The sequence below is a fragment of the bacterium genome (assembly GCA_024742285.1).
In the GTDB taxonomy this organism is placed as follows: domain Bacteria; phylum Myxococcota_A; class UBA9160; order UBA9160; family UBA4427; genus UBA4427.
Genome location: JANSYR010000024.1, coordinates 13554 through 31621, shown reverse-complemented (window position 1 = coordinate 31621; position 18068 = coordinate 13554). Strand labels below are relative to the sequence as shown.

Annotated in this window: 15 protein-coding genes; 4 read left to right on the top strand and 11 right to left on the bottom strand. The window is 70.4% G+C overall.

Annotation, left to right across the window (positions count from 1 at the left end; translation table 11 throughout):
- Positions 1-77 precede the first annotated feature (77 nt).
- The 8 genes from thiO to NXI30_27575 all read right to left on the bottom strand — a co-directional run bounded on the left by thiO (position 78) and on the right by NXI30_27575 (position 8489).
- Positions 78-1214, bottom strand: a complete 1137-nt coding sequence (thiO, locus tag NXI30_27610) for a glycine oxidase ThiO (protein MCR9098004.1) — start codon at positions 1212-1214, stop codon at positions 78-80.
- The gene (locus NXI30_27605; protein MCR9098003.1) at positions 1211-2197 is read right to left on the bottom strand and encodes an SCO family protein; all 987 of its coding nucleotides are present in this window, start codon (positions 2195-2197) and stop codon (positions 1211-1213) included. The genes thiO and NXI30_27605 overlap by 4 nt, the downstream gene beginning before the upstream one ends.
- On the bottom strand, positions 2185-3342 hold the full coding sequence (locus tag NXI30_27600) for a hypothetical protein (protein ID MCR9098002.1): 1158 nt from the start codon (positions 3340-3342) through the stop codon (positions 2185-2187). Before NXI30_27600 ends, NXI30_27605 begins: the two co-directional genes overlap by 13 nt.
- An 86-nt stretch (positions 3343-3428) precedes the next feature.
- Entirely contained in the window at positions 3429-4274 is an 846-nt protein-coding gene (locus NXI30_27595) for a hypothetical protein (protein ID MCR9098001.1), read from the bottom strand.
- Between the two features lie 107 nt (positions 4275-4381).
- Positions 4382-4786, bottom strand: coding sequence for a hypothetical protein (locus tag NXI30_27590; GenBank protein MCR9098000.1), 405 nt, complete (start codon positions 4784-4786; stop codon positions 4382-4384).
- 87 nt (positions 4787-4873) lie between these two features.
- Positions 4874-6442 (bottom strand): GMC family oxidoreductase, encoded by a 1569-nt coding sequence (locus tag NXI30_27585; protein MCR9097999.1) that lies wholly within the window; start codon positions 6440-6442, stop codon positions 4874-4876.
- The gene (locus NXI30_27580; protein MCR9097998.1) at positions 6439-7128 is read right to left on the bottom strand and encodes a hypothetical protein; all 690 of its coding nucleotides are present in this window, start codon (positions 7126-7128) and stop codon (positions 6439-6441) included. Before NXI30_27580 ends, NXI30_27585 begins: the two co-directional genes overlap by 4 nt.
- Before the next feature lie 125 nt (positions 7129-7253).
- The gene (locus NXI30_27575) at positions 7254-8489 is read right to left on the bottom strand and encodes an EAL domain-containing protein (GenBank protein ID MCR9097997.1); all 1236 of its coding nucleotides are present in this window, start codon (positions 8487-8489) and stop codon (positions 7254-7256) included.
- A gap of 233 nt (positions 8490-8722) precedes the next feature.
- Here NXI30_27575 and NXI30_27570 point away from each other — a divergent pair, with 233 nt between their 5' ends.
- Together NXI30_27570 and NXI30_27565 are read left to right on the top strand one after the other, a co-directional pair.
- Positions 8723-9220: a YfcE family phosphodiesterase gene (locus NXI30_27570; GenBank protein MCR9097996.1), complete on the top strand. Its 498-nt coding sequence runs from the start codon at positions 8723-8725 to the stop codon at positions 9218-9220.
- Positions 9221-9273: 53 nt separating this feature from the next.
- The gene (locus tag NXI30_27565) at positions 9274-10833 is read left to right on the top strand and encodes a propionyl-CoA carboxylase (protein MCR9097995.1); all 1560 of its coding nucleotides are present in this window, start codon (positions 9274-9276) and stop codon (positions 10831-10833) included.
- A 9-nt stretch (positions 10834-10842) separates the two neighbouring features.
- On the opposite strand, the gene asd is transcribed toward NXI30_27565, so the two are convergent.
- Positions 10843-11778: an archaetidylserine decarboxylase gene (gene asd / locus NXI30_27560; protein MCR9097994.1), complete on the bottom strand. Its 936-nt coding sequence runs from the start codon at positions 11776-11778 to the stop codon at positions 10843-10845.
- A gap of 147 nt (positions 11779-11925) precedes the next feature.
- Between asd and NXI30_27555 the strand changes: the two genes are divergently transcribed.
- Positions 11926-13833 carry a bifunctional serine/threonine-protein kinase/formylglycine-generating enzyme family protein gene (locus tag NXI30_27555; protein MCR9097993.1) on the top strand — a complete coding sequence of 636 codons (1908 nt, stop codon included), beginning with the start codon at positions 11926-11928 and terminating at the stop codon, positions 13831-13833.
- Positions 13834-13853: 20 nt separating this feature from the next.
- Here the strand turns inward: NXI30_27555 and NXI30_27550 are convergent, their stop codons facing one another.
- Together NXI30_27550 and NXI30_27545 are read right to left on the bottom strand one after the other, a co-directional pair.
- Complete coding sequence (locus NXI30_27550) at positions 13854-14852, bottom strand: OmpA family protein (GenBank protein MCR9097992.1); 999 nt, start codon at positions 14850-14852, stop codon at positions 13854-13856.
- An 88-nt stretch (positions 14853-14940) separates the two neighbouring features.
- A complete protein-coding gene (locus tag NXI30_27545) occupies positions 14941-15813 on the bottom strand; it encodes an FHA domain-containing protein (GenBank protein MCR9097991.1) in 873 nt (290 codons plus the stop codon).
- A gap of 198 nt (positions 15814-16011) precedes the next feature.
- Here NXI30_27545 and NXI30_27540 point away from each other — a divergent pair, with 198 nt between their 5' ends.
- Positions 16012-17901 carry a protein adenylyltransferase SelO family protein gene (locus tag NXI30_27540; protein MCR9097990.1) on the top strand — a complete coding sequence of 630 codons (1890 nt, stop codon included), beginning with the start codon at positions 16012-16014 and terminating at the stop codon, positions 17899-17901.
- Positions 17902-18068 lie beyond the last annotated feature (167 nt).

The following is an 18068-nucleotide window of genomic DNA, read 5'->3' as shown; positions in this document are numbered from 1 at the left end:
CGACCGGAAGGGCCAATCTAGCGGCGGTTCCCTCGAGACGAAAGAGAAGCGAAAGGAATTCGGGTGGCCGGTCGGGCCTAGCCGGGCGCCGATCCTTCCGGCGCGAAGGCGTCGTGGGTCATCGGTCGCTTGCCCGTGATCACGTCCCGCAACCGCTCGGCGGTGATCGGCGAAAGAAGGACGCCGTTGCGCCCGTGACCCGCGGCGACGAAGAGATCCTGGATCCCGGTCGCCCCGACCCGCGGCCAACCCTCCGCGTCGACCGGACGCAGTCCCGCCCACGCACGTCCGAAGGTCGCGGACTCGATCGCGGGGAAGAGCGCGCGCGCCCGATCGAGCAGACGGGAGACGCCTTCCGCGGTCACCCGTCGATCGAATCCGACCCGCTCCTGGGTCGCGCCCACGACCCAGGACCCGTCGCGCTTGGGGACGAGATAGACGTCGGGGCCGAAGACGATCCGGCGTCCCGCCGGCAGCGGCGGCTCGAGGACGAGGATCTGGCCGCGCACCGGCTCGATCCGCGGAAGCGACTCGCGGCCGATCACGGGCTCGAGCAGCGTCGGCGTCCACGGGCCGGCGGCGACGACGACCTGGCCGGCCCGTCGCAGTCCCGCGTTCGTCTCGACGCCCTCCACCCGCCCGGCGGCCGTGCGCAGACGATGGACCGCGACCCCCTCGTCGATCTCGACGCCGCGTGCTCGGAGCCCCGCGGCGGTCGCCCGGGCCAGGAGCGGCGGTCTCAAGTGACACTCGAGCGGTGAGAAGAAAGCCCCCGGAATCCTGGGGGACAGTCCGGGCAGCTCGTCGACCAGCTCGCGGCCGTCACACCATTCGACGGCCCCCGCGCGGTCGCCGATCCGCGCGAAGCCCGCAGCCGCCTCGCGCCGCTCCGTTTCGGTCGCGACCGGTCGCCAGAGGCCGGAGCGCTCGAACTCCGGATCGATGCCGGTCTCGTCGCGCAGCCGTCGGCACAGCGACTCGAAGCGCGAGAGGCTCTCGAGACCGAGAGCCACCAGCGGATTCGTCGCCGGGTCCTCGTCCGAGTGGAGGAGCGCCTCGCTCAGCGGGGCGAGCATCCCCGCCGCCGCACCCGACGCACCGCCCGCGACCCGATCGGTCTCGAGCACGCGCACGCGCAGCCCCTCCCGCGCGAGGGCATCGGCGACGGAGAGGCCGATGATCCCGGCGCCGACGACCAGGACGTCGTCGATCACGAGCCATGCATCCCGTCGTGGTCGGCGTTCGTTCCCGCTCCGTCGGAGGAGGCATCCGAGGGATCGGAGGCATCGGAGGCATGGTCCGCGTCGTTCCCGGTCGGGACGGACGACGGAAGCTCGGCCGGCATCTTCGCGAGCGTGACGAGATCCGCGAGCAGCGTGCCGTCCCGGGCCTGCTCCAGCGTGTAGCGCTCCATCACGCGTCCGGCCCGAACGACGAAGAGCATCAACGTGTGATCGATCGAGCCGTCCGGCTGGCGCAGCGATCCGACCCCCCACTGGCGGACCAGCGAGGCCATCGGCTCGGCCTCGCCGGTCAGGAACGACCACCGCGCGAGGTCCGCGCCGCGCTCGGTCGCGTAGCGCTCGAGGACCTCGGGCCGGTCGACTCCGGGATCGAGGCTGAACGAGAGGAACTGGATCCGGTCGCGCACGTCCGCGGGAAGCTCACGCTGGAGAGCGACGAGGCTCGAGGTCTGGATCGGGCAAGGGCCCGGGCACTCGGTGTAGATGAAGTCGACGAGGGCCACCCGGTCGGCGAAGTCCGCTTCGGTCACCGTGCGCCCGGCCTGGTCGATCAGCTCGAAGGCCGGGACGGGGTTCGTCCGCACGAGGGCCTCTCCGAGCCGCCGCCAACCGTCTTCGAAGGGCGCCTCGCCCACGACCTCGAAGGACTCGACCTCGTAGCTGCGCCCGGTGAAGCGCATCTCGAACTCGATCACCTGACCCGCGGCGAGTCCCTCGAGGACCGCCTCGTCGGGCACCGCGAAGTTCATCGTCATCGCAGGCATGAGCCCCGGCACGTCCTCGTGGTCGATCAGGACCTGCGCCCCCTCGACGTCGACGTCTTCCACGACGCCTCGAGCGTCATAGACACCCGGACCGCCCTCTTCCTGTGGGCATCCGAGCACGAGGGGAGCGAGGAGCACCGTCGTCGCCGCGAAGGCACGAAGCGCGCCACGGCCCATCAGTACGTCCACTGCCAGCCCGCCTTGAAGGTCCAGTCGCGCTCGAGCTGGGGCCCGTCCAGATCCTGGTAGATCGGAATGCCGACCTCCACGCCGAGTCGCTGCCCGGCCAGGGCCGGCACCTCCATGCTGAGCCCCGGCGCCACGGCGAGCAGGATCCCATCCTGCAGCTCCGGGTCCTCGGAAGGGTCGATCGGTGGTTGAAGATCACGATCGAACCCATCGATCTCGTTCTGCTTTTCCCAGTCCGCCCGCAACGACGCACTCAGCCCCCCCAGCACGCGGACGACGCCCCAGAGCCGGCCCGTGAAGCGCGAGCCCCCGCGCCAGTCGCGGCCGTTGCGACCGACGGGATGACGCCCGCCGACCTGCCCGCCCCACGCGAAGCGATCGAGCTCTCCCTTGTATGTCCAGCCCCATTCGAGATCGACGCTCCCGTTCCCGGGCTGCACCGCGTAGGGCAAGGGGCGCCCCTCGGCGCTCTTGCGGATCGACCCGGTCGGAACGTCGAAACCGACGTGGACCTGCGTACTCTCGAAGCCCTTCCGGATGAAGGGAATGATCATCGAGAAGCCGACGTCGCCGATCCCTTCCGCCTGATGCTGGCGGCGTCCCGACGTCACGTCGAAGCGCTTGTATTCGTTCTGCACGAAAGGAATCTCGACCACGAGCGTGACCCGCGGATGGGCCGCGTAGGCCAACGTGACCGTGTGCAGCGTCCTCTCCAGCGACCGCGGCGTCTCGGGGAAACCGAAGGCCCGGACCTGATCCGGCGTGAGGTGGTCGTCGCCGGTCCGCAATCCCGCGAGTCGGATCCGCTCGAAGCTGTAGCCGACCCGGATCCGGTCCCCTTCGAGCGCTTCGGCGAAGCGCGCGCCCATCGGCGGGGGCGGCGGGCCGAATCCGCTCGCCGGCGCTTCCGAAGGCGCGGAGTCCTCGCCGGCGTCGACTTCCTCCGCGGTCGCGGAGGCCGCCGTCAGGAGAGCGAAGGCCCCTGCCAGGAGGAAGGCCCCCGCCAGGAAGAAGGCCCTCGCCGGGACCTGGGAGACGCCCGCCAGCAGCGCGGCCCCGCGAAGCCTGCGAACGAACCCCGCGCCCCGAACAGGGCTGCGCGGCGGGGTCGGCGGAGGCGCAATCGCGAGCAGGTCCAGGGGCACGGGCGCAAGCTAGAGGAAGGCCCTGTCCCGGGCAACGGGATCGAGGCCCGTCGCGATCGATCCGGCGAAACGATTCCAATCGCGAATCAGTAGCCCCGAAGCGTCCGCGCGAAGGCCGACTCGAGGTCGGCCACGTCCGAGCGATACGCTCGTCTCGCCCCGCGATCCAGACTGCGCGAGCGAACCACGGCCTTCCAGAATCGGACCAGATCTCCTTCACCGCGCGTGGAGACGAGGTGGTCGATGAAGGCGTAGGCCTGCAGGTAGGCGACGCGGGCCGCCTCCGGTCCGAGATGACCCAGGCTCGGCGTAGAGAGGTCCGCCAGCGAGAAGAGCTGGCCGGCGCGCGCGAGCTCGCCGAGTGCGGCCCGCTCGCGACTGCCGAGGCTTCGCTTGCCGAGGGCCCGGGCTTCGAACCATTCGGCGATCCCCTCGTTCATCCAGGCGGGCAGCGCGAGGCGCGGCGCTTCCGCGTCGAAGGCCGCGTGGACGAGCTCGTGATGGAGCACGCGAACGAGCCCCGGTGTGATCCGCGTATCGCCGCGGATGTGGATCGCCCCGCCGTAGAAGCCCGCGGCCGGGAAGCGGAACAGGTGTCGGTACTCGGCATCGAAGAGCGCGGGGTCCCAGACGTAGACCACGAGCTTGCCTTCCGGCCGCAGACCGAGGATCTGGTCGAGGCGATCGAAGGCGGCCTCGAGCTCGCGCAGGAGGTCCTGCTCGAACTTCCGGGAGCCGTAGAGGCCGGCACTCTCGTCGATGTCCACGTCCTGGAAGAGCGTGAAGTGGAACGAGTCACGCCGGGCGAACTCGCCGTCCGCGCCGCGGTCGCCGACCGCGATAGCGATTCCGGGCATCAGCGCGGCCGTGACCAGGAGCCAGACGACGCGCCGGCGAAGGCCGCTTCCCGGTCCCCATGCGCTCCGCTTCATCCAGGCCTCCGCCCTGCTCCGCTCGAAGACCGAGCGGCCCACCCAGTGGGAGGACGCCCGAAACGATCGGTTCCGGTCCGGCCGAGAATAGCCGACCGCCCGCGCGGCTAGAAGCCGGCCGCGCCGCCGGTGAAGAACGCCAGTGCGGCGCGACCCGCGGACGCCATCAGCTTGTTGAAGCGGCGGGTCTGGTCGGCCGCCTTCCTCATGAAGCTCCGCTCAGCGCCGTATTCCGGGCAGAGGTCGGCGCGTCGATTCCAGAGTCGCTCGATCTGGTCGTTCGTCGCCTGCTCCCAGCCACGGTTGCCGCGGGCGATCGCCATCGGCAGGACCGTCTCCTCGAAGTGCGTCAGCTGCTTCGTGAGGCGGCGGCATTCCCCGCGGTAGTGACCGCTCTCGCTCGCGAGCCGACGCTCGCCGTCGGCGAGGGCGACGGGCGCGGCGAGCAGGACCAGGATCAGGATCCCGGCGAGCCCGAAGCGGGCGTGCGGTTCCGCGGAGTGGAGCTTCATGGTCACTGCATCGGCGACTCACCTGGCCCACTGAAGCGATGCGGATCACGGTCGGATGGGAACCGCGACATCCCCGCGGGCTGCCGGTCAGAGCCTCTCGGAGAGGAGCCGGGCCTGCCGTCGCGCCAGCGCCATCCCCGTGAACATGGGGTTCACCGAGGGGCACTGCGGGAAGATCCCGGTATCCGCGATGTAGAGGTTCTCGAGGTCGTGCGCTCTCCCGTCCTCGTCGACGACGCCCTTGGTCGGATCCCCGTGCATGCGCGTCGTGCAGAAGACGTGATTGCCGCCCATCACGAGGCCCGACGGCTTCACCGCCGACGAATCGAGGATCGCCGCATCCTCTGCGGAGTGGATCACGTCCGCGATCCCCCCGACCCCGGGCAGGATCCTGCTCGCGCCGGCGGCGAAGAAGATCTGCGCGATCACGTGCAGCGCCCGCCGCAGGATCTGCGCGTCATCGGGGTGGAGCCGCCACTGCAGGACGGGCTCGAGGCTGCGGAAGCGCTTCTTCACGCGGCCGAGGGAGCGGTTCGCGCTCGCGATCGCGTCGAAGATCGCGATCTGGGGCAGCTCCGCGAACCGCGCCTGGAGATCCGCACCGATCCCGGGAAACCGGATCGCGAGGAGCGGCGGGGGCGCCCAGAGGGTCTCGAGCTTGAAGCCCTCGTCGAGGAACGCGAGCGACTGATAGCCCTGGGTCGCGCCGAACTGGGAATCGATCGCTTCGGGGAAGACCCCCGCGATCGCGACGCCCGGATGGAACTGGAGATTGCGGCCGACCTGGCCCGAGGCGTTCGCGAGATCGTCGCTGTGCTGCAGGAGCACCGGCGTGGCGGTGCAGCCCGCTGCGAGCACGACCGCCTTCGCCTCGATCCGGAACGCGTGACTTCGACCCGAGGCGCGGCCCTGGGAGAACGGCGCGACGACCTGGCCCGACACGCCGGTCACCCGTCGACCACGCCGCCTGATCTCCTGGACCTGGACGCTGGTGAGGACCCGGGCCCCGGCGGCGAGCGCGGCGGGCACGTAGCTCACGTCCATGCTCTGCTTGGCGCGACTGCGGCATCCCGTGAAGCACTCGCCGCTCCCGCGGCAGTGGCGCACGTTGCGGGCGATCGGCTCCGAGGCGATCCCGAGCGCGTCGCAGCCGTCGCGGAAGAGCAGATTCCGCTTGCCCTGTACCTCGTCCGGGGTCGGCGCGATCCCCAGGAAGTCCGCGATCGCGTCGAAGTGCGGATCGAGGTGCGCGCGATCCGTTCGTTCGAGGTCGTAGCGTGACGACCAGCGCTCGAACACCGAATCCGGCGGACGGACGCAGATCGCCGAGTTGACGAGCGAGCCTCCACCGAGGGCGACCGCCTGCATCGTCGGCATCGTCGTCCCGCGCGTCATGCGCAGCCCCCCCTCGCGCATGGTCCGGGTCATCGACAGGTTGCCGTCGAGCTCGAGGTCGCGGGTCGTGAAGGGCGGCCCCTCCTCGAGCAGGATCACGTCGTGCCCGGCCGCGGCGAGCTCATAGGCGGCCACCGAGCCGGACGGCCCCGAGCCCACGACCACGACGTCGCATGTCTCGTCGAAGGCGTGGTCGTACTGGCCGAAGACCCGTACGCGCTCGCGCGCGCTCCCGAGCTGCTCGGCCGAGAGCGGACTCACGCTTCTCCCCTCCCCGCCTGTGCGGCGCGGCGCTGTCCTGAGCGGGAATAGGCGCGGTGGCGCGGGCCCCGCGGATCGAGGGGCGCCCGTGCGGCGGGATCGGTTCGGTCGTCGGCGCCGAAGGCGATCGAGCTCGGCAACGCACCGACCCGCGGAAAGAGCACCTCCGCGTCGCTCACCACCGGCTCGATCTCGAAGGGCGCGAGCCCGAGCCCGTGCAGATTGCCGGGATGCCCGAGATAGGCGAGCACGAAGACCGAGCGGAGCGCGGTGAAGAGCAGTCGGAACCCGCTCCGGGGATGGCTCGCGAGTCGCTCGAGGAGGTTCACCCGGGCGGCGGCGGAGAGGCTCGAGAAGCGCTGGCGTCCGCCGGGCTCGTGCCCCGGCATGAAGAGTGTCAGGTGTTCCACGAGGTGGAAGAGCAGGCGGATCTGCACGCGCTGGGTCTGCGGAAGGGCCGCGAGATGGCGATCGACCGAATGGGCGAGCTGCGCTTCGGCACCGGAGAGCGCCATGCCCCCGCCAGCGGGAAAGAGGACCTCGGCGACGGTCTGGATGAACGCCGCCTCCCCGCGGTGGAGGACGGCGAGCCCCGCCGGCGCGGGCGCGTAGCCGGCGAGACCTCGTCGGTGGACGAAGACCGCGAGGCCCGCAGCGAGCACGACGAGAAGGAGACCCGTGAGCACGCTCGAACCATACCCGAAGGCCGCGCGTGGGCGAAGAGAGGACGTGCGGATGCACGCGAAGTGCACCGGAATCGCGCTCGAGGCGCGTGGTTCTCCCGACGCTTCGAATCGGGCGACCGGTGGCGTCAGTCCGCTGCGGTGAGACCGTGCACCCAGGCGTAGGCCGCGTTCTCGATCGCCTGGAGCGAGTCGAAGTCGAGGTCGCGCTCGGCGAGTTCGGGCTCGAACTTCGCGACGTCGCCCGCCTCGATCGCGATCGCCATCGAGAGCAGCCGCCCCAGGTCGCCGTCGTGATGGGTCAGCGCGCGGCCGACGACGTCGGAGAGCCGCAGCTCGCTCACCAGGGACTCGATCGGTCGCCCGAGAAGAGCGTCCGCCAGGGAGAGCATCCCGACGAGGAATGCGCGCTCGGCGACGATGCCGTCATCGTGGTGCGACGAGGCGTGGCCGACCACGAGCTCCATCAAGCGACCGCGGTGGGCTGCCGTCACCAGCAGCGGCGAGCGCAGGTCGGCGTCCGGTCCCTGCGCATAGAGCAGGATCGCGCACCAGCGGCCGAGCTGCTGGAGGCCGAGGTGGCGCACCGCTGCCTCGATCGTGTCGAGGCGGACGCGGGCGGCGCGTCCGGCCGTATTCACCAGACGAAGGAGGTTCAAGCCGAGCTTCGCGTCCTGTTTGAAGGTCTCGACGATCTTCGCCGTCTCCGCACCCGAGCTGATCTGTTGGAGCAGCTTGAGGAGAATCGTCTTCGCCGCATCCATGTCCGCGCCCTCGAGGACGATCGGCCGGGCGAAGAAGAAGCCCTGGAAGAGATCGAAGCCGAGCTTGTGGCAGGCCTCGAACTCCTCCGCGGTCTCGACCTTCTCCGCGAGCAGCTGAACGTCGCGCTCACGAAGGCTCCGGGTGAGCTTGCGCAGCGCCTTCGGCGGGATCGCCGGCAGATCGACCTTCACCACCGAGGCCCACGGGAGCAGACTCTCGCGTGGATCGTCCACGACCCAATCGTCGAGGGCGATCGTGAATCCGGCTTCGTGCAGCTCGCGGCAGCGCGCCCGGACTTCGTCGGTCGGCTCGACGTCCTCGAGGACCTCGAGCACGACCCGATCCCGCGGCAGCGCCTCGAGCGATTCCGAGAGCAGCACCTCGTGGTTGACGTTGAAGAATCCGCGGGCGTGCCCGAGGACCGCTTCCATTCCGAGGGCCGCGAAGGTATTGACCATCACGCGGACCGCGGCGCGCCCGACTTCGTCGAAGTCGGCGAAGTTCGCTTCGGCGGAGCTCCGAAAGAGGAGCTCGTAGGCGACGACGCGTCGTTCCCGGTCCACGATCGGCTGACGACCGACGAAGGTTCCCTGACTCACGAATGCCCTCGATGGATGGCTGGTCGGACCTGCGGACGAGCCTCCGCGCGCCCTTCACTCCCATCGACCGTCCTGGGAGCCGATTGAGGCGATGGGACACGCCCCGGGGAAATCGCGCGGTCCGCGCGGGGATTGAGCCGAGGCCAGCCTCGGGCTTCGCCCGGAGATGCCTGCCGAACCACAGCGACGCCGGGTCGCCGCCCGGCCCGAATCCTCGTGTTAGGATCCGCGCCATGCGAATCGGCGTCGTCGGCGACACCCACGATCAGCTCGTCAACGTCGGACGGATCGTCGACCTCTTCGCCGAGGCCGGGGTCGAACGGATCATCCACACCGGCGACATCACGCAGCCCACGGTGCTCGAGCGCTTCGCACGCCTCGATCGGCCGCTGGCCGGCGTCTTCGGAAACAACGACGCGTCGACCCGCCCGGTGCTCACCGAGCACGCGAGCGCCTTCGGCATGGATCTGGTCGAGCCGCCGCGGGTCCTCGAATGGGCCGCACGGCGGATCCTGGTCGTGCACGATCCCGAGCTGCACGCCCTGGTCGATCCGGACACGACCGAGGGGATCGACCTCGTCGTCCACGGCCACACCCATCGTCACCGCCACGAGTGGCAGAACGACACCCTCTTCTTCAACCCGGGCGAATGCGCGGGGTTCCTCGCCGGGCGCAACGCGGTCGGAATGATCGATCTCGCCTCCCTCGACGTCGAGCTGCTCCGCTTCTGAGCCGCGGACCGCGACGACGCCACGAGACGACGCCACGAGAAGCACGGACGCTGATGAGCTGGAAGCCCGAAGTCGACGAGATCGAAGCGCGTCGGATCGCCGCCCGCGAGATGGGCGGCCCCGAGGCGGTCGCCCGTCAGCACGAGCGCGGCCGGCTGACCGTTCGCGAGCGCGTGGCCGCCCTCGTCGACGAAGGCAGCCTCGAAGAGCAGGCTCCGATCGCGGGCGAGACCGAGCGCGACGAGAACGGCGAGCCGGTCGCCTTCCACCCGGCGAACTACCTGCTCGGCCTCGCCGAGCTCGACGGACGCCCGATCGTCGTCGGGGGCGAGGACTTCACCCAACGCGGCGGCTCGCCCTCGCCCGCGGGCCTGCGCCGGAGCGTGTGGTCCGAGACCCTGGCGATCGACCTCCGTCTGCCGCTCGTCCGCTTCCTGGAAGGCGGCGGGGGCAGCGTCGCCGGCACCGGCGGCCCGAAGCGGCCCACGCCCTCGAAGACCACGAGCGATCCCGTGTTCTCGACCTCCCGCTTCCTGTCGATCGCCCAGATCATGCAGATCGCACCGGTCGCCTCTGCCGCCGTGGGCGCCGTCGCGGGCTTCCCGGCGGCGCGACTCGCCGCCTCCCACTTCTCGGTCATGACGAAGGACACCGCGCAGGTCCTGATCGGGGGCCCGGCGCTCGTCGAGCGCGCCCTCGGCGAGACGCTGACCAAGGACGAGCTCGGCGGGGCGAAGGTCCACGGGCGCTCCGGCGTCGTGGACAACGTCGCGAAGGACGAGAAGGACGCGATCGAACAGATCCGGCGCTTCCTCTCCTATCTGCCGACCAACGTCATGCAGCTCCCGCCGGTGGTCGAGTGCAGCGACGATCCCGAGCGCCGCGAGGCGTTCCTGCTCGACGTGATCCCCCGCGAACGCCGGCAGGTCTACGCGATGCGCAGGATCCTGAAGGCCGTCTTCGACGAGGGCAGCGTGTTCGAGATGACGAAGGGCTACGGCCGCGGTCTGATCACCGCCTTCGCGCGCCTGAACGGCAAGCCCGTCGGCGTCTTCGCGAACGACCCCCACTTCTATGCGGGCTCGATGGACGCGGAGGGATCGCTCAAGGTGAAGCGCTTCATCGACCTCTGCGACACGTTCCATCTGCCGGTGGTGACCCTCGTCGACGAGCCCGGGTTCATGATCGGCCCCGCCTCCGAGCGAAGTGGCACCATCCGCTTCGGCGTCGAGCTGATCTCCCGGGTGGTCACGGCGAAGATCCCCTGGTGCACCGTCCTCGTCCGGAAGGCCTACGGCGTCGCCGCCGCCGCACACATGGGGCCGAAGGCGACCGTCTTCGCCTGGCCCTCCGCCGAGTCGGGGGCGCTGCCGATCGAAGGCGGCGTCGCCGTCGCGTTCCGGCGGCAGATCGCCGAAGCCGACGATCCGGAGGCCAAGCGGGCCGAGCTCGAGGCGGCGATGTCGAAGGGACGCAGCCCCTTCCCACGCGCGGAAGCCGTCGGCGTGCACGACCTGATCGATCCGCGCGAGACCCGGTCGCGACTCTGTCGCTGGATCGAGCGGGTCTGGCCGCTGCTTTCCGAGCAGCTGCCGACCCGTCCGCCGATCTGAGGCCCGCGCTCAGCCCGCCGGACGCACGCGACCGATCGCTTCCCCGAGGCGAACCGGCGTTCCGACCGGCTGCGGCTCGATCGTCGGTCCGCCCGGCGGCGTCAGCAGGACGATCGTCGAGCCGAACTCGAAGTGGCCCCACTCCTCGCCGCGCGCGAAGGCAGGCGGGTTCCGCTCGAGGCGCCGCGTGACCGGCGTGCCGCCGGGCACGTTCGTACGGAGCTCGTCGAAGGAGAGACGCACGCTCCCGACCATCGTCGCGCCGACGGCGATCATCAGGATTCCGGGGCCTGCCGCGGAACCGTCCACGCTCAGCTCGGCACAGATCCGTTCGTTGCGCGCGAAGAGCCCGTCGATGCCCTGCAGTCCGATCGAGTTCACGGGCCACAGTGCGCCAGGCAGATAGTCGAGCCGGATGATCCGGCCCGCGGCCGGGGTGTGGAAGCGATGATAGTCGCGCGGCGAGAGATAGAGGGTCGCATAGCAGCCCCCGTCGTAGCCTGCGGCCCACGCCTCGTGTCCGAGCAGATCGGCCACACGGTAACGGCGCCCCTTCACCTGCAGGAGCGTCCCGTCTTCGATCCGACCCGCCGCGCCCCACGCACCGTCGCAGGGCGAGACGAGCACCTCGTCGTCCCCCTCGATCCGTCGCGCGCCGGCCGCGAGTGCACGCGTGAAGAACTGCTGGAGCGTCGCGAAGTCTCCGACTTCGTCTCTGGCTTCCGAGAGATCGACGCCGGCGAGACGGGCGAAGAGCCGGATCTCCGCACGCTGGATCGGACCGGGCCAGGCGATTCCGGCGAACCGGCCCATCAAGCGGGACATCGCGTTCTTCGGCAGCAGACGGAGCGCGGCGAGCAGACCGAAGCGCGGGCCCGAGAGCGCGGCCGGTTCATCGTCGGCATCGCCCGCGACGGAATTCTGGGAAGCGCCGAGTTCGGCCATCCGCGGTAGGATACCGCGACTCACGAGCGTCGGCGGTGCGCGGCCCCGCGAATGTGCCGGCGCGAACGACGGCGGCGACGACAGCGGCGGAACGAGCGGCGACGGCGGCGGAACGAACGGCGCAGAGAGCGGCGAAGAGGAACGCGCTTGAAGGACGGGCAGGACACCGGAGGGGCGGACGACGAGGCGACCGCGCCCGTCGAGTCAGAGCAGGCCGACACCGCGCCGATCGAGCTCGAGCCGAACGAGGAGACCGAGCCGGCGGATCCCCTGCTCGGCGAGGTTCTCGACGACCGCTACGAGATCCGCAAATCCCTCGACCGGGGCGGCATGGGCACGGTCTACCTCGCTTGGGACCGGACCCTCGAGCGCCAGGTCGTGGTCAAGATTCCCCACGCCAGCCTGATGGCGGATCGCACCTTTCGCGAGCGCTTCCTCCAGGAGATTCGCGATCTCTCGACCCACGAGCACCCGGCGATCCTGTCGATCGTCGACTCCGGCTCCCACGTCGGCGGCGCCGGCCAGACCGACGTGCCCTACGCGGTCGTGCAGTACCTGCGCGGGGGCAACCTGCGCGAGCGCATCACGAAGCAGGGCGGCCAGCAGACCCCCGAAGAAATCCTCGAGTGGTTGCCGACGATCGCCGGCGCCCTGGACACGGTCCATCGCAACGGCTCCCTCCACCGGGACGTGAAGCCCGCGAACATCCTCTTCGACGGCGAGGGCCACGCGGTCCTCTCCGACTTCGGGATCGCGACCGCGATCGGCGCGGCGGATCCCGACGCCCCGACCCAGGAGGTGCGACGCGAGCTCACGGTCGTCGGGACCTTCGTCGGCTCCCCCGCCTACGCGCCGCCGGAGGCGATCGACCGGATCCTGACCCCGGCCTACGACCAGTACAGCCTCGCGACCGTCGTCTTCCTGGCGATCACCGGCGAGCTGCCCTTCACGGGCAACACCAACGAGGCGATCCTGATCGCCAAGGAAAAGGGCACGCCCCCGGCCATCGACCGCAAACGGCTGAAGGGGCCCCTCTCGAAGTCCGCCGAGAAGGCGATCCGAAAGGCGTTGTCCCGCCAGCCCGAGGACCGCTTCGGCAGCTGCCTGGAGTTCGCCGACGCCTTCGCGAACGATGCGGGGGGCGCGGGGATCGACCTGCCCTGGAAACCGATCGCCGCGGCGGCGGGAGCGCTCCTCGTCCTGGGCGCGCTCTTCCAGATCGACTGGGACGGGCTCGTACCGGCAGGATCCGACGACGCCCAGGAGATCGGCGAGAACGAGCGAGTCGAGCCGTCGGGGACACCGATCGCGCAGAAGAGCGACCCCGTCACGGTTCGGCTCGGCAGCACGCCGGAGGAGATCGACCGCGCGATCTTCCTCTGCGAGAAGGGGGGCGGCTCCGCCCGCGCCTGCGCGCGCGAAGTCTTCGCCGACGAACGACTGCGCACCGTCCGCCTCGCGCCCTACACCCTCGACCGGACCGAAGTCACGAACGCCGACTTCGAGACGTTCGTCGACGCCACGGGTCACCGCACGACGGCCGAGGAGCGGGGCTACAGCTGGGACATCACCCGCTGCCGACGATGCAACTGGCGCACGCCGCAACAGGGCCGCGACGCCCTCACCCATCCGGACGACCCGGTCGTACACGTGTCCTGGCAGGACGCGCGACGCTATTGCCAGTGGGCGGGCGGACGCCTGCCGACCGAGGACGAATGGGAGTTCGCCGCCCGGGGCGAGTCACGCCGTGCCTTTCCGTGGGGCGACGAGTGGGACGCGAATCGGCTCCGGGACGTGCGCGCCGAGGGACTCGGCCTCGAGCCGGTGGGTTCCCACCCGTCCGGGGCGACGCCGGAGGGGCTGCTCGACCTCGCCGGCAGCGTCTGGGAATGGACCTCGACGGAGAGCGGCGAAGGCGAACGCCGGATCTTCAAGGGTGGCTCCTGGATGGACCGGATCCCCGCGTATTTCCGGAGCGCCGCCTTCTCGGAAGACGCGCCGGACTACTCGAGCATCTCCCTCGGCTTCCGCTGCGCCCGGGACGGCGAGGCCTAGCCGCTCTCCCGAATCCCCGCCTAACGTGCCGGCGAGAACTCGACCCGCCGGTTCATCGCGCGGGCGAAGTCCGAGTCCTCGCCCATGAGTGGCGCGTTCTCGCCGTGGGCCTCGATCACCAGCCGCTCCGCGTCGACGCCCCCTTGGTCGACCAGGTAGCGACGCACCGCCTCGGCCCGTCGACGGGAAAGGCGGAGGTTGTGGGCATCGCTGCCGCGATCGTCCGTGTGCCCCGCGATCACGAAGCGCGTCTCGAGCAGCTTCGGGTCTTCGAGGGCGAGGGCGAACTCATCGACGTTCTTGCGCGCGACCGGATCGAGGGCTGCGCTGTCGGTCGCGAACTGGATCTGGAGATCGAGCTTCGGCGGGCGGATCGAGCGGGTGCGCTCCCCGAAGAACTCGACGATGTCCGCGGATCGATAGAGCACGTCCCCACGCCCATCGATCTGCTGTGCCACGTGCGCCACCGCGACCGCCCCCGGCTCGCGGGATTCGAGCTCCGCACGGATCCGCCGCACCAGCTTCGCGCCGTCCTGGGGCTCGACGTCCACCACGATCGCGGCGGTCTCGAGTCCGAGGGAGCTCCGCGTGAGCGGCGTCCGGGTCACGATCGCGTAGACGAAGTCGCGGCCCACCGGCGGCTGGACCTCGAGCGAAAAGCCGTCTTCGGCGCTCGGAAGCTCCACGACGGCCCCGTCTCCGAGCCGGGCCTCCTCGGCGTCGGCGCGGGGGAAGAGGAGCGTGGTCGCGCCGTGCGTGTCCACATGGAGGGCCGTGAGGTAGCCCGCCCGAGTCGACGTGAAGCGGTACACGATCTCGTCGCCGATGCGGAGCGGCCCCTCCCCCTCTCGGACCACGCGGATCGAGACGTCGGGGCCCGGCCAGTTCGATTCGAGGGCCGAGAGCGCCGTCAACGTGGCCTCGCGTGGCGAAGCCAGCGCAGTGGAGACCGCCAGCAGCAGGATCACTCCCATCGCCGTGCCCACGCCAGCGATCATCCGTACGGGTCGTTCGATCATGAGAAGCTCCTCGCTCGAGCCGGGCGGAAGCGGCACGCGGATCGAGTGATCTCTTCGGGCCACCGAGGCCGTCCGGGGTTCCGCGGGCTCATCCGGCGAACCAGGCGTAGGCGATCAGGCCGATTCCGAGGGCGGCGACCAGGCCGATCGCGATCCAGCTCGCCCGTCCGCCTCGACGCGGCGCACCCTCCGCCGAAAGGCCGTCCGCCGCCGTGGGCGCGGCCATCTCCTCGCGCTCGAGGCCTTCGGTCACGCACCGCAGGTGATCTCCGCCGAGCACGAGATTCATGCCCACCTCGAGCTCGACGGGCTCCTCCGTCGGGGTTCCGTCGATCGAGACCGACTTGCCTCCGACCGGAGTGAGGATCCATTCGCCGGCTTCGTTCCCAGCGATCACCGCGTGCTCGCGGCTCGCCGACGCGGTGTAGAGCCGGAGGTCGTTGTGCTCCGCTCGGCCGATCCGAACGTGCCAATGAGCCGCATCGAGGCGCAATCGTTCGCCCCGACCGAGCGACGGTTCGATGCGTTCGAGGAGCATCGGATGCAGGGCGGCGCTCGGCGCGATCGCCGCATTCGGATCGCCCCCGGCGGCGTCGACCGACGACATCACGACCGTCGCGGACACGGCGGCAGCGGCTTCGTCGGCAGGTGTCGAGTCGGCGGTCGTTTCATCGTCTACGGGCGTGGAGACCGCGGCCGCGTGCTCGACGACGGGCGCAGCAACGACCGTCGGCGTCTCTTCCACCGGCGCGGCGACGACCGTGGGCGTCTCCACGACCGGCGCAGCGACGACCGTGGACTCCGGCTCCGCCGAAGGCGGCGGGGACACGACGGTCGCCTCTTCGAGCGGGGACGCCTCCGAGGTTTCGGAGGTTTCGGGCACGGCCATCCGCTGGGTCTTCGCCTCGAGCGGCCCCGGCGACTCCGCTCCGGATGCTTCGTCCCGGTCACCACGCGCCAACGTCTTCCCTCCGTCGCACGCGATGCGCCCGCGTCCATCGGCAGCCGCGCCTCGGCGACCGGCAGCTCGGAGGCAGTGCATGCGCGAGCCCATCTCCGTGCGACGGGCACACGATAATTCAGGGCCCGTACGAAAGCATTCACATCGGCGTGGCGTCAAGGCAACACGGAGAACGGCCGATCCGCGCTTGGATCGATCATGAGTGGACACCCCCGGAAAAGGCCCGGATCGCCGACGAACGCCCGCGCACGCAAGCAGGCGGGCAAGCGACCGGGCCGTCCGCGCACCGCCGACTACACGCGCCTCGCTTCGATCGACGGTCGCCATCCCCTGGCGCGCACGGCCCCGAGTGCCGTCGTCCCGTATCCCGCTCGCCGACGGCGCGACAGCCAGGTCGTCTATTTCAACTTCGCCCTCGCACGCGAGATCGGCCTGCTGCCGGCGGGCCATGCGGACCGGCTGACGGCTCCGCTGCGCGACGCCCTGCTCGACACGTTCAGCCTGCAGATCGTCAACGAGTGGGACGAGGCGCACGGGCGCTTCACGAAGCCCGGTGACCGACTCCCGCACACCTACATGGCGACGCGCTATCTGCAGCTCCAGCATCCCGACAAGCGCGGCCAGAACTCCGGCGACGGACGCAGCATCTGGAACGGCTCCTTCCGGGGCCCGAAGGGCAGCTTCGACGTCTCGAGCTGCGGCACGGGCGTGACGCGGCTCTGCCCTGCGACCTCGGAGTACGGTCGGTTCTTCCGGACCGGCAACGTGATCACCGATTACGGCTGCGGCACCGCCCACGTGGACGAGGGGATCGGCGCGGCCTTGATGAGCGAGGCCTTCCATCGCAACGGCGTCCGCACCGAACGCGTGTTGGCCGTTCTCGCTCTCCCCTCCGGCTTCGCGATCAACGTACGGATCGCACCCAATCTCCTGCGGCCTTCCCACTTCTTCGGGTTGCTCCGGCGCGGCGAGCACGAGGACCTGCGTCATCTCGTAGACTACTACGCCGAGCGGGAGATCCGGGACGGGCGCTGGCCGAAGCTCCGGTCCGCGCCCGCGCGCTACCGCCATCTCGCAGAACGCGTCGCCACCGATTTCGCCCGCACCGTCGCGACCTTCGAGAGCGAGTACATCTTCTGCTGGCTCGACTGGGACGGAGACAACGTCCTGACCGACGGCAGCATCCTCGACTACGGCTCCGTTCGACAATTCGGTCTCTACCACCACTCCTATCGCTTCAAGGACACGGACCGCTACTCGACGTCGATCCCCGAGCAACGCCGCAAGGCCCGGCAGATCGTCCAGCGCTTCGCTCAGATCCGGGATCTCCTGCTGAACGGCCGCGCGCCATCGCTCGAGGACCTGAAGGAGGACCCGGTGCTCGAACGCTTCGACCGCGAGTTCGAGTCCGAGCGACGCCGCCTCTTCCTTCGCCAGATCGGACTCGACGCACGGGACGCGCGCGCGCTCGAGCGTGCGCGACCCGAGGCGCTCGAGCGGCTTCTCACGCTCCATCACCGCCTCGAACGACGCCGGTCCTCCCGCGGCGAGCACGCCGTGCCCGACGGACTCTCGTGGAACGCGATCTACTGCATGCGCGACGTGCTCCGCGAGCTGCCCGCCCTGCTCCTCGCGCGCGAGAGCGAAGACGACCCGCGCGTGTCCCCGCGCGCGTTCTACGACCTCGCCCTGTCCGACTACGCTTCGCGCACCGATCGTCGCCTGACCGACCACCGGCGACGCGTCGCGCGTGACTATCAGCGGGCCTATCTCGACCTGATCGACGCGCTCGCCCGCAGACAGCGCCGCTCCCGACGCTCGACCCTCGCCGGGCTCGCTCCCGCGGCCCGGGACCGGAACCCCTACGCGCGGATGACCGGCGACGGGCTCACCCACGCAACCCGCCGGCTGAGCCGGAACCGCCGACGCCTGCGCCCCGAGGAGTCCCACCGCCTGATCCAGGCCTTTGCGGACTTCCAACAGCGGGACGATCCACCGACCCCGGACCTCTCGAACGAGCGCCCCCTCGTCCAGCGGATCCTGCGCGACCTGTTGGCGATCACCCGCGACTTCCGCGAGAGCCTCTGACCGGAGGCCGGTCTCGGACCGGACACCTCACTCCCGGACACGAAAAAAGAGCGAAATTCGGCAGTCGGTGATGCTCGTCACGGAATCGAATGCGCGTCCGACGGATACATAGGCCAGCCCCAGCGTGCTCGGCCCACCCACAGACCGAGCCACCCCAGTGAGGTCGC